Origin of the sequence: Sorangium sp. So ce834 (assembly GCF_051521425.1) — a bacterium.
Lineage (GTDB): Bacteria > Myxococcota_A > Polyangia > Polyangiales > Polyangiaceae > Sorangium > Sorangium cellulosum_D.
This window is the reverse complement of the sequence record NZ_CP150351.1, coordinates 12,052,224-12,065,493: the sequence shown is the minus strand read 5'-3', so window position 1 is coordinate 12,065,493 and position 13,270 is coordinate 12,052,224. Positions and strand designations below refer to the sequence as shown.

General features: G+C 75.1%; 6 protein-coding genes. 4 read left to right on the top strand and 2 right to left on the bottom strand.

Features of this window, described 5'->3' with window-relative positions; translation table 11 throughout:
- Nucleotides 1-6: 6 nt before the first annotated feature.
- Together WMF20_RS44380 and WMF20_RS44375 are read left to right on the top strand one after the other, a co-directional pair.
- Nucleotides 7-990, top strand: a complete 984-nt coding sequence (locus tag WMF20_RS44380) for a hypothetical protein (RefSeq protein WP_437607827.1) — start codon at nucleotides 7-9, stop codon at nucleotides 988-990.
- Nucleotides 991-1,174: 184 nt separating this feature from the next.
- The gene (locus tag WMF20_RS44375; RefSeq protein ID WP_437607825.1) at nucleotides 1,175-1,894 is read left to right on the top strand and encodes a hypothetical protein; all 720 of its coding nucleotides are present in this window, start codon (nucleotides 1,175-1,177) and stop codon (nucleotides 1,892-1,894) included.
- 99 nt (nucleotides 1,895-1,993) lie between these two features.
- Here WMF20_RS44375 and WMF20_RS44370 read toward each other — a convergent pair whose 3' ends face one another.
- Nucleotides 1,994-3,643 (bottom strand): cyclic nucleotide-binding domain-containing protein, encoded by a 1,650-nt coding sequence (locus WMF20_RS44370; protein WP_437607824.1) that lies wholly within the window; start codon nucleotides 3,641-3,643, stop codon nucleotides 1,994-1,996.
- A 202-nt stretch (nucleotides 3,644-3,845) separates the two neighbouring features.
- Here WMF20_RS44370 and WMF20_RS44365 point away from each other — a divergent pair, with 202 nt between their 5' ends.
- The gene (locus WMF20_RS44365; protein ID WP_437607822.1) at nucleotides 3,846-5,678 is read left to right on the top strand and encodes a hypothetical protein; all 1,833 of its coding nucleotides are present in this window, start codon (nucleotides 3,846-3,848) and stop codon (nucleotides 5,676-5,678) included.
- Between the two features lie 1,851 nt (nucleotides 5,679-7,529).
- Here the strand turns inward: WMF20_RS44365 and WMF20_RS44360 are convergent.
- The gene (locus WMF20_RS44360) at nucleotides 7,530-11,087 is read right to left on the bottom strand and encodes a DNA translocase FtsK 4TM domain-containing protein (RefSeq protein ID WP_437607820.1); all 3,558 of its coding nucleotides are present in this window, start codon (nucleotides 11,085-11,087) and stop codon (nucleotides 7,530-7,532) included.
- Between the two features lie 425 nt (nucleotides 11,088-11,512).
- Here WMF20_RS44360 and WMF20_RS44355 point away from each other — a divergent pair, with 425 nt between their 5' ends.
- On the top strand, nucleotides 11,513-13,117 hold the full coding sequence (locus WMF20_RS44355) for a hypothetical protein (protein WP_437607818.1): 1,605 nt from the start codon (nucleotides 11,513-11,515) through the stop codon (nucleotides 13,115-13,117).
- Nucleotides 13,118-13,270 lie beyond the last annotated feature (153 nt).

The following is a 13,270-nucleotide window of genomic DNA, read 5'->3' as shown; positions in this document are numbered from 1 at the left end:
CGTGGCATGAGGTTCCCCGCGCGGGCTCCGGCGCCGGCCGGGCGGCTCGCCCGCGCGGCGGCGTGCCTCTCGGTCCTCGCGCTCGCCGGCGAGACGGGGGCCGCGCTGGCCGCGCCGCCGGGGCCGGGCGCGTGGTCCGACGAGGAAGAGCAGGCCGTCTTCGACGTCCCCGCGCCCCCGACGCTCCCAGGGCTCACGCTGCGCGATCCGACCTTCACGTTCGAGTACACGGCGGCCGCGATCGAGCCCGAGGCGACCAGCCAGGCGGGCGGCAGGACGGCCTACGCCTGGTACTCGCACGGCGAGATGGAGGTGCCGCTCGTGCCCCGCAAGTGGTTCGTCGGCGCGGTGCACGACAGCGCCGCGGCGAGCGTGCCGGGGGTCGGTCGGTCGATGCTGCTCGGGAGCCCCGAGCTCTACGGGCGGGGCGTCTGGTCGAGCGTGCGCGGGCTCGCGTCCGGCGGAGGCTTCGGCATCGTCCTCCCGGTCCCGCGCGACGTCTCGCCGGCCGAGGCCGAGGTGCTGCGGACCGCGCGCGTGGTGCGGCCGTGGGACGAGACGCGCTTCCGGGAGCTCACGCTCACGTTCCGCCCCTGGTTCGACATGCGGCACATCACCGGGCCGTTCATCTTCCAGCTCCGGCAGGGCATCGACTGGTCGCTGGTCGTGCGCGGCCTCCGGCCCAACGAGCGCCGCACCGACATCTCGGCGTACACCGCGTTCTACTTCGGCTACCGGCTCGCCCCGCCGGTCGGCGTGGGCCTGGAGCTGTGGGAAGTGTACCAGCTGACGCAGGACCTGCCGGACGACAAGCGCGCGACGTTCGCGATCTCGCCGAGCGTCCGCTTCATCCTGGCGAACGTGCAGCCGGCGCTGAGCGTGCTCTTGCCGGTCGCGACCCCGCTGCGCGGCGACGTCGCCTGGTACTACGCCGCGCGGCTCAGCGTCGGGTTCACCTTCCCGACGGGGCGTCCGCGGGCGCCCCGGTGAGCGGGCGGCGCGCTCGCCGGGCCCGCGCTCGCCACGCGCGCGGGTAGGTAGGAGGATCGGAGGATCGGGCGCCCCGCCGCCGCGCCGGCCCGGCGCACCCCGGTGAGCGCGCTCCCGCGGGCGAAGGTGAGGGGATCTCGTTCGAGCGCGTGCATCCGGCGTGGCCGCTGGGTACCCTGGCGGCGTGGTCACTGCGGCATGGCTCCGGCGCGGTCTGGCTCTCGCGGCGCTCCTCGCGTCGACCGGCTGTGCGACCCAGCTCGTCAGCCTGAACGAGGGGCCCCGCGAGTACGTCGCGACGGACTACGAGAACGTGCTGCGCGCGTGGACGCGCACGGAGCACCTGTTCGCGCTCTCGGAGCTCGACAACTTCCTCACCGCCACCGCGACGTTCGAGTCGTGGGACTTCCGCTGGGCCTACGTGGCCCGCTACGCGCAGGACTACCGGCTCACGATCGAGCAGCGGCAGAAGCTGCTCGAGAAGACGCTCGAGGAGACGCGCCAGCGCCACCAGTTCTTCGTCGCGATCTTCGGCGGCGAGCGCAAGTACAACGACCTCTCGACGCCGAACAGCGCGTGGATCGTCCGGCTGATCGACGACACGGGGAACGAGACGGCGCCCGAGGAGATCGTCGCGATCCCGAAGCCGAACGCGCTCGAGCGGACCTACTTCCCGTACAACACGGTGTGGCGGCAGGCGTTCCGCATCCGCTTCCCGCGCGCGACCGCGGAGGGCAGGCCGACGATCTCGCCGAACGCGAAGTGGTTCGGGCTCCGCTTCGCCGGGGCGCAGGGCAACAGCGAGCTCGTCTGGCAGCTCAACGACGACGAGGAGCCCACCGAGGCCGTCGAGCTGGAGCAGGAGGCCGCGCGACCGCGCCGCCCGGCGAAGCCGCGGTTCTAAGCGACCCGCGCCGGCGATCCCGCGCGGGTCCTCGGATGCGCGGCGCTCGTAACGAGAGGGCGATGTGGCTGGCCGCCCTGCGCGCGGCCAGCCTTTCGTTCAGCTGCGCTGGGCGTCCAGCGAGACGGACTGCGCGAGGATGGAGAGCAGCTCCGGCGTGCTCTCGAACAGCTCGCGCAGCACGGGGTGGTCGGCGATGAGCACGAGCGCGCCGCTCCCGGCCGCGCGCGCGATCGCCGGCGCCGGCTCGCCGCCGAGCAGCTCGGAGGCGAACAGCAGCTCGCCGGGCCTGGTGGCGCCGGCGAGCTCCTGCGTCCGCTCCGCGACCAGCTCCACCGTGCCGGCGCCGACGATCACGAGGCCGGGCATCGGATTGCCGGCGTGGATCAGCGGCTCGCCGGGCTCCAGGCTGCGCAGGCGGAGCCGGCCGAGGACCCGGCGCAGCAGCGTCTCCTCGAGCTCGCCGAGCGGCCCCATGGTGACGCCGGCGAGCGACTGGAGCCGGTCTGCGACGGCGCGCAGCTCGTCGATCACCCAGGGGCAGGTGCGGAGCGCGTTGTCGATGGTCGCCTGGTCCCAGATCGCCACCCGCGCGCCGCCAGCGCCGGCGACGACGCGCAGCGGGATGCCTTCCTCGAGCGTCCCGCGGGACGGCACGAGCGTCCTGATGGCGGCGTGCTCGGCGGGCGCGTCGACGATGGTCGCGCACACGGCGGCGCTGCCGCTGAGCACCAGCGCTGCCCCGTAGACGGCGAGCTCCTCGTCGGGCGCGAGGTCTTGCACGTGCGCCGCGAGCGCGAGCTCGTCGTGCATCTCCTCGGGCAGGTCGGCGAACGCCTCGATGCGCTCGAGGTCGCGGCCCGTGAGGGCCGCGGCGCCGGCGGCGGACGGCGAGGCGCTGGCCGCTTCCGGCTGCGGCAGATCCGGCGACACCTCCGGTTCGAGGTCGAGGGTCGCGATCGGTCCCCCTCCCAGGGGCGAGCCGGGCGGCGGGTCGATCACGATGGCGGTGAGGTCGATGGTCTCGCCCGCGTCCGGTCCGGGCTGCTCGACCGCGAGCGCTCCGGGCTGCGCCGCGTCGGTCGCGAGGGGCTGCGCCGCATCGGGTGCGAGGGACGCGTCGCCCGCCGTCGGCGCGCGGGCGTCGGCGGGCGTCGGCAGCGGCTCGACCGCGGTCGCCTGGGTCGCGGGCTCCTCCACGACCGCGATGTCCGCGTCGTCGAGCAGCTCTTCTTCCGGCGCGGGCTCGGCGGTCGCTGCACCGAGCTCGAGCGGCGGCTGCGCCGGGTCCGCGGCGCCGCCGGAGGCGGGCTCGCCGAGCGGCGGCCCGGCCTTCGCCTGCAGGTCGTCGCCTTGCGCCGACGCATGCGGCGCGGGGAAGGGGCTGTCGAGCCGCGACGACGTCGGGGCGTCGAGATCGCTGTCGGAGAGCTCGATGACGACGGTCCCATCGGGCGTCGAGATCGGGGAGGGCTCTTCCGTGCTCGCGGGAGGCTCGATCGCCGTCGCAGCGATGGCTGCTGCGCCGGCGCCCTTCGAGACGACGTCGTCGACGGAGGCCCCGAGGTGCCCGGGCGGCTCGCTTGCGGCGGGCGTTGCTGCGCGGGCGCGCGGCGCCGCGGGCGCCGGCGGCGCGGGGGGGCGCGCGGAGATCGGCTTCCGCTTGAGCGCGAGGTCGAGCGGCGCTGCCGAGGTGACGACCTCGTCCTCGTCGCCCGCCTGCGGCGTCGAGGGGGGCCGGCGAGCCACGAGGTACGTGTCGCCGCTCGGCGTTATCGTCTCCTGAGGGGGCCGAGGCGGCGCGGCGATCTCCGCGTCGTCGGACCAGGGATCGAGGATCGGCTCGCGAGGTCTCCTTCTCGCGCCAGCCGTTGCGACCGTCGGAGCGGCCGTCTCTGTGCGGGCCGGGGCGGGCGTCGGGATCGGAGCCTCGACGAGGATCTCGCCGACGATGTCGTCGTCCGGCGTGCGCACCTCGGCGAGCGCTGCGGGGCTCGGGGCATACGGCGGCGTCGAGGGCGGCAGCGGCGCGGCGGAGGCGAGGGGCGCGCCGGGCGGCGCGGCCGGCGGCGGCGCGGAAGGAGAGGGCGCTGCGGGCGGCGGCGGTGGTGGCGGCGCAGCGAGCGGCGCAGGCGGCGGCGCGGCGAGTGGCGGCGCCGACAGCGGCGGCGCGGAAGGGGACGGCGCAGCGGATAGCGGAGGCGCAGCAGGCGGCAGCGGCGCGACGAGCGGCGGCGTCGACAGCGGCGGTGCAGCGGACAGCGGCGGCGCAGCAGGCGGCGGCGGCAGCGGCGTGACGAGCGGCGGCGCGGTCAGTGGCGGCGCGGAAGGCGACGGCGCAGCGGATGGCGGAGGCGCGGCAGGCGGAGGCGCAACAGGCGGCGGTGCGGCCAACGGCGACGGCGCAGCAGGCGGCGGAGGTGCAGCGAGCGGCGGAAGCGGCGCGACGGGCGGCGGCAGCGGCGCAGCGTGTGACGGAGGCGCGGCGGAGGCTAGCGTCGGTACTGGCGGCGGCGCCAGCGGAGGCAGCGTCGGCGGATGCGGCGGCGCGACGGGCGGCGGCAGCGGCGCAGCGGAAGGGGCCGACGACAGCGGCGGCGGCGCCAGCGGAGGCAGCGTCGGCGGATGCAGCGGCGCGACGGGCGGCGGCGGCAGCGGCGCAGCGGATGGAGCCGCCGAAAGCGGCGGCGGCGCCGGCGGAGGCAACGTCGGTGGGCGCGGCGGCGCGGCCGGCGGCGGCGGCAGCGGCGCAGCGGATGGAGCCGCCGAAAGCGACGTAGCGGAAGGGGCCGCGGACAGCGGCGGCGGCGCCGGCGGAGGCAACGTCGGTGGGCGCGGTGGCGCGACGGGCGGCGGCAGCGGCGCAGCGGATGGAGCCGCCGAAAGCGACGCAGCGGAAGGGGCCGCGGACAGCGGCGGCGCCGGCGGAGGCAGCGGCGCGACGTGCGGCGGCGGCAGCGGCGCAGCGGATGGAGCCGCCGAAAGCGGCGGCGGCGCCGGCGGAGGCAACGTCGGTGGGCGCGGCGGCGCGGCCGGCGGCGGCGGCAGCGGCGCAGCGGAAGGGGCCGCGGACAGCGGCGGCGGCGCCGGCGGAGGCAACGTCGGTGGGCGCGGCGGCGCGACGGGCGGCGGCAGCGGCGGCGCGACCGACTGCGCCGACGCCGGCGCGGCCAGTCCCTGCGGGGGTGGCGGCGCCGCAGGTGACGGCGCGGGTGCTTGCGCGGCGGATGGAGGCGCCGGCTGCGGGCGTGGGGGCGCGAACGACGGCGGGTGCGGCGCCGGCGGCGGCTGCGGGCGCGGGGGCGCGAACGGCGGCGGCTGCGGCGCCGACGGAGGCCCGATCGGCGGTGCCGGCGGCGGCCCGAAGGACGGCGGCTGGGGCGGTGCCGGCGGCGGCCCGAAGGACGGCGGCTGGGGCGGTGCCGGCGGCGGCCCGAAGGACGGCGGCTGCGGCGGCGTCGACGCGGGCGCGGCGATCCCTGGTGCGGGCGGTGAATGCGCATCCGCGACGAGGCGCGGTGGCGCACCGAGGGTCGCTGCCGGAAGCGGGGAGGACGTTGGCGAAGGCAGCGGCACCGCAGGCGGCGGTTCGCTCGTGGGGGGCGCCGCGGCGGGGCGCGGGGGGCCCATCGTGGCGTCGGCCCGGCCGCGATCCGGCAACGAAGCCAGGGTGGACGGCGGCTCCGGGAGTCCCGGCGCCGGGGAAATGCGGGGCGGGGCCGATGACGGCCTGGGCGAAGCTGCCCGGGGCACGGCCGGCGGCGGCAACGGGGCGGGTGGCTGAGCGCTCTGCGTCCTGGTTTGTGCCGGGAGCGAGTGCGGGTCCGGGCTGCTCTGCGGCCTGAACGACGGAGACCCTGGCGGTGGAGGCGGCGGCGGGACAGCGCTCGCCGCCGGAGGGGCGGCCAGCGGAGGCGCCGGTGGTGGTTGGCTCCGATAAAGCGCGCCGGTCTGGGCGTTGGGCGCCGGTGGGGGTGTCGAGGGGGCCACCCGCGCAGGCGGCTGTGTGTGCGGCGGGTCGAGCCGTTGTTGCGGGTACGTGGCGGCCGGCGGCTGCGGATACGGCGCAGCCGGCGGTTGCGGATACGGCGCAGCCGGCGGCTGCGGATACGGCGCAGCGGTCGGCTGCGGATACGGCGCAGCCGGCGGCGGCGGATACGGCGCAGCCGGCGGCTGCGAGCGCGACGTCGCCGGCGCGAAGGCGGGCGGCTGCTGCGCGGGCGGCGCAGGCGGCGGGAGCGCGCCGCCAGGAGCCTGCTGCGCCGGCCGCTGCGTCATCGGCGGCGGGGGAGGCGGCGGTTGCGGTGGCTGCGGCGCGCTGCCCTGCGAAAACCCGGCAGGCGCGGGAGAAAACGGCGCGATCGGCCGGCCCGCTGCGGCCGGCCCCTCCGCTGCGCCCGGGGGGAGCCTCGGCGACGGCACCTCCAGGCGCTCCGCCTCGGCGGCCAGCTCCGGCTCCGAGAGCGGCTCGAACAGGTCGATCTCGATCGAGGGCATCGAGGCGCGCAGCTCTGCAGCGAGCGAGATGCGGCGGCGCCAGGTCTGCTCGTCGGACGGCGGCGCTTCGTCCTCGTCGTCGGCGGGCGGGGGCGGCGCGTCGTCCTCGCCGGCGATCGTCTCCAGGAGATCGGGATCGCTCGGCTGCCCGACCTCCGAGGCCATCACCTCCTCGAGCGCCGTCGCGCACAGCCCGAGCTCCGAGGCGCGGAACGGCTGCCCGGCCGCCCCCGCCGCCTCGGCCGCGCGTCGCAGCCACACGATGGCGTCGCGCCGCTCGCCGCGCGCCCACAGCGCGCTGGCCGTGGAGATCCCCCACACGACATCTTCATCGTCATTCGGGTGCGGTTCGGGGAGGGCGACCACGCGGTTCGCCATGAGCAACACCACCTATCACAGGCCCCACTGCGGCCGTTTACCCATGATACCGAGCGAGCCGACGTCCCGGTTCGAGCGTCGCGCGAGCCCCGCGGCGCGGAAAGCCGCGCCACCAAGAAGCTTAGCCGCGCTCGATACGGCACGTACAAATTACGATACTGATGTCGCTTTCGGCCGCCTCGTCGCCGCGCGGGGCCGGCGCGACGCCCCCATGGAAGGAGGCGAGCGCCGCGCGCTCGCCTCCTTCCATGGGGGCGCGCGGCCAGCTCGCCGGCCGCCGCCTCGGGCCGGCGCTGGGGGTGCATCGCCGCGCATGGCAGCGTCGCGCGTCGCCCGCGCAGCGCCGCTCGCTAGGTGGACCGCCGCCCGCCCACGCGCCGCGGCGGGCAGCTCAGGACCGCCGCGCGACGGCGCATTTCGTCGACGCCGTCCCGCGAAGCCGCCTCTCCGGGCATGCGTCTCGCAAGCCAACCGATGAGCGTCAGCCCCGCTGCGCGGGCGTCTGCGGGCATCGTCCCTTCTTTCAGGAGGCTCGCGATCTGAGCGATCAGACGCGTGCGCGTTTCCTCAGGCGCCATCCTGCGTGCTCCATGAAGCATTCGAACGGGAAAGTCAAAAGAACCACGATGCTAGCGCGCGACCTCGGCGGCGGAAAGGTCGGCGCTGTGCTCTCCTCCACATCCGATCGGGGGCGCGCGTCCCGGTCGACGGCGTGCCAACACGCGTTGCGAAGCGGCGTCAACGCAAATGTGCGCGCGGGTCAGATCGGCGCGATGAGCACCTCGCGATCCTTGGCGCCGTTCGCGGGCCCGACGAGCCCGCGCTTCTCCATGGCCTCGACCAGCTTGGCCGCGCGGTTGTAGCCGACGCCGAGCTTGCGCTGCAGCCACGAGGTCGAGCAGCGCCGGGTGTCGGCCACGATCCTCACGGCGGCGTCGTACATGGGATCGGCCTCGGCGTCGGAGGTGTCGGGCTCCTCGCCCTCGTCGTCCCGGGGCCGGAGGATCGCCTCGTCGTAGACCGGCTCGCCCTGGAGCCGGAGGAAGTCGGTGATCTTCTGGACCTCCTCCTCCGAGCAGAACGGGCACTGGACGCGCCGCGTCTCGTTCGAGCCGTTCATCTTGATCAGCATGTCGCCGCGGCCGAGCAGGTGCTCGGCGCCCTGCTCGTCGAGGATCGTGCGGCTGTCCACCTTCTGCGCGACGCGGAAGGCGATGCGCGTGGGGAAGTTCGCCTTGATCATGCCGGTGATCACGTCGACGCTCGGCCGCTGCGTCGCGAGGATGACGTGCATGCCGGCGGCGCGCGCCTTCTGCGCCAGCCGCGCCACGCTCGCCTCCACGTCCTTGCCCTGCTGCATCATCAGGTCGGCGAACTCGTCGACCACGATCACGATGAACGGGATCTTCTCCGGCAGCGCCGCGTCGGAGCCGTCCTTCGCCGCGTCGACCTCCACCTCGAGCCCGTCCGCGCCGATCGCGCTCACCTTGGGCGGCGGCTTCGGCGGGCGCGCCTCGCCGCGGTGCACGCGCTCGACCCACGCGTTGTACGTCGTGATGTTCTTCGTCCCCGCGTTCGCGAAGAGCTGGTAGCGCCGCTCCATCTCGTCGACGGCCCACTTGAGCGCGTTCGCCGCCTGCTTCATGTCCGTCACGACCGGCAGGAGCAGGTGCGGGATGCGGTCGAAGGGCGCGAGCTCGACGACCTTGGGATCGATCATCAGGAGCCGGAGCTCGTCCGGAGTCTTGCGGAAGAGCAGGCTCACGAGCATCACGTTGAGCCCGACGCTCTTGCCGGCGCCGGTCGCGCCCGCGACGATGACGTGCGGCATCGACGCGAGGTCGGCGAAGTACGGCGTCCCGATGATGTCGCGGCCGAGCACGCACGGCAGCGGCGCCTTCATCTCGACGAAGCGGCGATCCTCGACGAGCTCGCGCAGGTTGACGGGCAAGCGGTGCTCGTTCGGGATCTCGAAGCCGATCCGGTTCTTCCCGGGGATGGGGGCGACGATGCGGACCTTGCGCGACAGGCCGAGCGCGAGGTCGTCCGCGAGGCCCGCCACCTTCGAGACCTTGGTGCCGGCGGCGGGCGAGACCTCGAACGTCGTGACCGTGGGCCCGGGGTGGATCTCCTCGACCTTGCCGCTGACGCCGTAGTCGGCGAGCGTCTTCTCGAGGAGCTGCGCCGTGGCCTTGAGCTGATCCGCGTCGAGCTGGAGGCGTCCGCCCGCGGGCACGTCGAGCATGTCGGTCGACGGCAGGCGGAAGCCCTCGCCGGTGGCCGGCACGACCTTGACCACCGCAGGCTTCTCGCTGACGAGCGCGCGGCTCGTGTCGACGATCGTCGGCGCGCGCGGCGCGGCGCCCTGAGGCCGCTCCGGGCCGCCGGCGGGAGGAGGCTCGCGGTGGGCCGCCCGGGCATCCGGCTCGCGCGGCTCGCGGACGGGCAGGTCGCGCGGCTCGCGAGCGGACAGGTCGCGCGGCTCGCGAGCGGACAGGTCGCGCGGCTCGCGAGCGGACAGGTCGCGCGGCTCGCGAGCGGGCAGGTCGCGCGGCTCGCGAGCGGGCAGGTCGCGCGGCTCGCGAGCGGGCAGGCCGCGGTGGGCGTCCGGCTCCCGCGCTGGCAGCTCGCGCACCGGCAGGATGGGCGACGGCGTGGGCACGTCGAGCGCTTCCGGCTCCGCGAACGCGGCCGCGCTGTCGTCGTCGTCCGCCTCGAACGCCACGGGCTCGACCGCGTCGTCCTCGTCGAGCTCCACCTCCCGCTCGACGATCCTCTCGACCAGGTGCGCCTCGCCCGCGAACGGCGACTCGTCGCCGTCCTCCAGGGCAGCGGCGTCGCGCGACCCCGCGAGGGCCGCGGCGCGGCGCCGCGCAGGCCGGCGCGGCTCGGCGGCGCGCTGCGCCCTCTCGCGCGGCTCGGCGGCGCGCTGCGCTCGTTCGCGCGGCTCGGCGCGCTGCGCTCCTTCGCGCTCCGCTTCCTCGGTCAGCTCGACGAACCGCTGCGCGCCCTCGCGCGGCCCGGCGCCGTGCAGCGCCGCCTCGCGCGGCGCATCGCTCTCGGGCGCCTCCTCGTCCGGCTCGGCGCCGTGGACCACCACCTCGTGCGCCTCGCCGCCGTGGATCACCACCTCGTGCGCCTCGCCGCCGCGGGTCATCACCTCGTGCGCCTCGCCGCCGCGGGTCATCACCTCGTGCGCCTCGCCGCCGTGGATCACCACCTCGCGCGGCTCGCCGCCGTGGATCACCACCTCGCGCGGCTCGCCGCCGTGGATCACCACCTCGTGCGCCTCGCCGCCGCGGACCACCGGCTCGCGCGCCTCGCTCCCCTGCGGCGCCGCCTCGCGCGGCTCCTTGGCCTGCGCCTTCCTCCCGCGCCGCGGCTTCGGCGGGGCCGCAGGCTCCTCGGCGGCGGCGCTCAGCGGCGCGCTCTTCCAGAGATCGAGCGCCGGCGCCTCGGCGTGGGCCGGCTCGACGGGCGTGCTCCTCGCGGCGGGGTCGGAGAGCGGCTCGTCCGCGTCGTCGGCCAGCGCGGCGATGATCGCGTCGGGGCTCGAGTTGCGCGCGATGATCGGCGGCGCCTCCTGCGCCGAGGCGCCCTCCCGCCGCTCCAGATCGCGCGCCGCGGCCCACGCCCCGAAGAGCGCGCGCGCCCAGCCGGCGACGCGCGCGGCGATCGCCACGGCGAGCTGCTCGGCCCGGTGCGCCAGCTCGATGAACGAGAACGTCGCCCGGCCCATCAGGATGAGCGCGACGATGGTGAGCCCGATGATGTACGACCCGATGTTCGAGAAGAGCGCGCGCAGCACCTCCCCGAACAGCTCGCCCACGGCCCCGCCGAGCGGCATCGCGCCGAACGCGACCGCCCGCGGGAACGCCACGTGCGCGAGCGCCGCGAGCACGATGACCACCACGAGGTCGCCGCTCAGCCGGAACAGGCTCGCGATCGAGCGCTTCGCCCCGAGCAGCGGCATCGCGAGCAGCGCGAGCTCCAGCGGGACGAACCACGCGATGACCCCGACCGCCTGGACCGACGCCCCCGCGAGCGCCGCGCCCACGGGCCCCACCCAGTCGTCGCCCGAGATCTCCGGGCGCAGCGGATCCGCGCGAAACGACGCGAGCGCGAGGGCGCTGTACAGGGCGGACACCAGGAGGACGAGCGCCGCCGCATCGCGGGCGTAGCTGTGTGCCGGCGGCGCGGCAGGACTCGAGACCCCCGCCGGGCTGGTCCGTGCGGCGCCGCGCGCCCCGGACCGCAGGGGCTCGCCAAGGCCGGCGGCGGGCTGGGCACGGCGAGGAGCGAACAAGGGGACGTTCATGCCTACCTAAACCTACCTTGCTCACATATGCGCACTCTACCCCGGGGGCAAGAAGTCTGGGAGGCCTGAGAAGGAGGGGAAAGCAACGGACGGAAACAGAAAATCGCGGGGCAGCGGAAGTGAACGGGAAACAACGGGAGGAGACGGGCGCTTTCGCGCGCTCCCGTGCACCGTCACGCACGCCTGAGCCCGCCAGGAGCACGGGGACGCGAGCGACCTCCGGGCCTCAGCGGGCGGGAGAGGCATGGGAGGGGGGCATGGCATGGGGCGGGGGCACGGCAAGGGGATGCATCGGAGGGCATCGCCGCGCTGGAGTTCCGGCCGGATTTCGCGCAATCTTTGTCCTGGTTCCCCTCTTCCCGCCCTTGAAATTCTTTCAAACAGAGCGCCGCGGGCGGTACCATCCCGGCCCTCCTGGGACGCGCATGGAAACTGTCGAACGAGCAGGGCGGCGCGCCGGCGCTGCGGGCCTTCTTGTGCTGTGCCTCGCGACCGCTGGCGTGGGGCTCGCGACGAGCGGGTGCCGCGTCAACGAGAACGACATCCACCGGTGGGAGACCACGGCGCACGGGCCCGACAAGCTCAGGGCCGTGTTGTTTCACGACAAGTACGACAACTCGCTCCGCATCGAGGCGGCCACGTCGCTCATCCGCATGAAGCCGCGGCAGGGCCGGCGCGTGGGCATCGGCATCATGGTCGAGACCCTCGCGACCATGGCGCCGGAGGCCCGGCAGTCGATCGTGGCCGCGCTCGTGCCGTCCATCATCGCCGAGCTGAGGAAGCCGCCGCCCGTCGCGCCGCCCGGGCAGCCCCGCCCGGTCGACACCTCGTTCCCCTACAAGGACGCCGCGTACGCGATGCTCACGTCCGATCGGACCGTGATCATCGCGGACGAGGGGCTGAAGGAGGGGCTCAAGGCCGCCCTCATCGACTGGGCGATGGCGGACTTCGAGCACCGGCTCGAGGACCGCTCGCAGGCCTACGGGATGGAGCAGCTCCTGCGCTTCATCGGCTCGCCCGCGGTGGCCGGCCTGCCGAAGCTCATGACGCGCGAGGCGAAGCGGCTCGACCAGATGGCGTCGCTCGTGGCCGAGTACGGCGACCCACAGGCGAAGGAAGCCGCCTCGGCGAACCTCGTCGCCATCGCGAAGTTCGTCACCTCCAGCGAGTGGGTCGACGCCAAGAAGCCCGAGCTCCAGGCGGCGAACGCCGCGTCGAAGATCACGCCCACCGAGAAGCAGTTCGAGGCGCAGCTCGCGCAGTACCAGGAGGAGGAGCTCTTCCGGGTCTTCGGCTCGATGAAGAAGCTCGGCGGCAGGCCGTCGGTCGACTTCCTCCTCGGGTTCGCGGCGGACAAGGACCAGCCCGAGAAGCGCCGCCAGGCCGCCCTCGCCGCGCTCGAGGGCCGGCTCGACCGCAACAACCCGAGCGACATCCAGCGCATCCTCGAGATCGCGACCGCGGACGCGCCCGACGCGGTGCTCGACCAGGCCTTCCGCCGCGTCGGCGAGATGCCGCGCGAGCTCGTCGTCGAGAAGCTCTACGGCCTGTTCAAGACCGACAAGTGGAAGATCCGCCGCGCCGCCGCCGCGACCATCCTGAAGATGTCGACGGTGAAGCACATCGACGAGTTCATGAGCAGGCTCCCCGACAGCAAGGGGTTCGCCATGCCCGAGGCGCTCACGTACGGCGCGTCGTTCGGCGACCTGAAGGAGGGCTCGCCCCTCGAGGCCCTGAAGAAGCACTTCACCGAGGGCCCGGCGCCGGTGCGCACGAGCGCGATCGCCTACTACTTCACCTTCGGCACGGCCGCCGATCTCCCGGCGGTGAAGCCGCTCGAGGGCGACACCACCCGCGCGCCGGTCTGCGACGCCGATCCGGACTGCAAGTGGGCGTGCGAGGTGCAGAAAGAGGGGTCGAACGAGCGCGAGCTCAGGGACGTGAAGACCGTCGGCGAGTTCGTCCAGTACTGCATCGAGCCGGCCATGCAGGAGAGGAAGCCGGAGATCGAGAAGGGCGAGAAGAAGTGACTCGAGCGCCGGCGCAGCACGCGGGAGCCTCGAGCGATCCCGCCGCCAGGCAGGAGCGCGGCGGGGGCGCGCGCTTCGCGGCGGACCGCGCGCGCGCTCCGCGGATCTCGCGCGGCCATGTTTGCGATCGCAGCGCGCCTTCGGCGCGGCCCA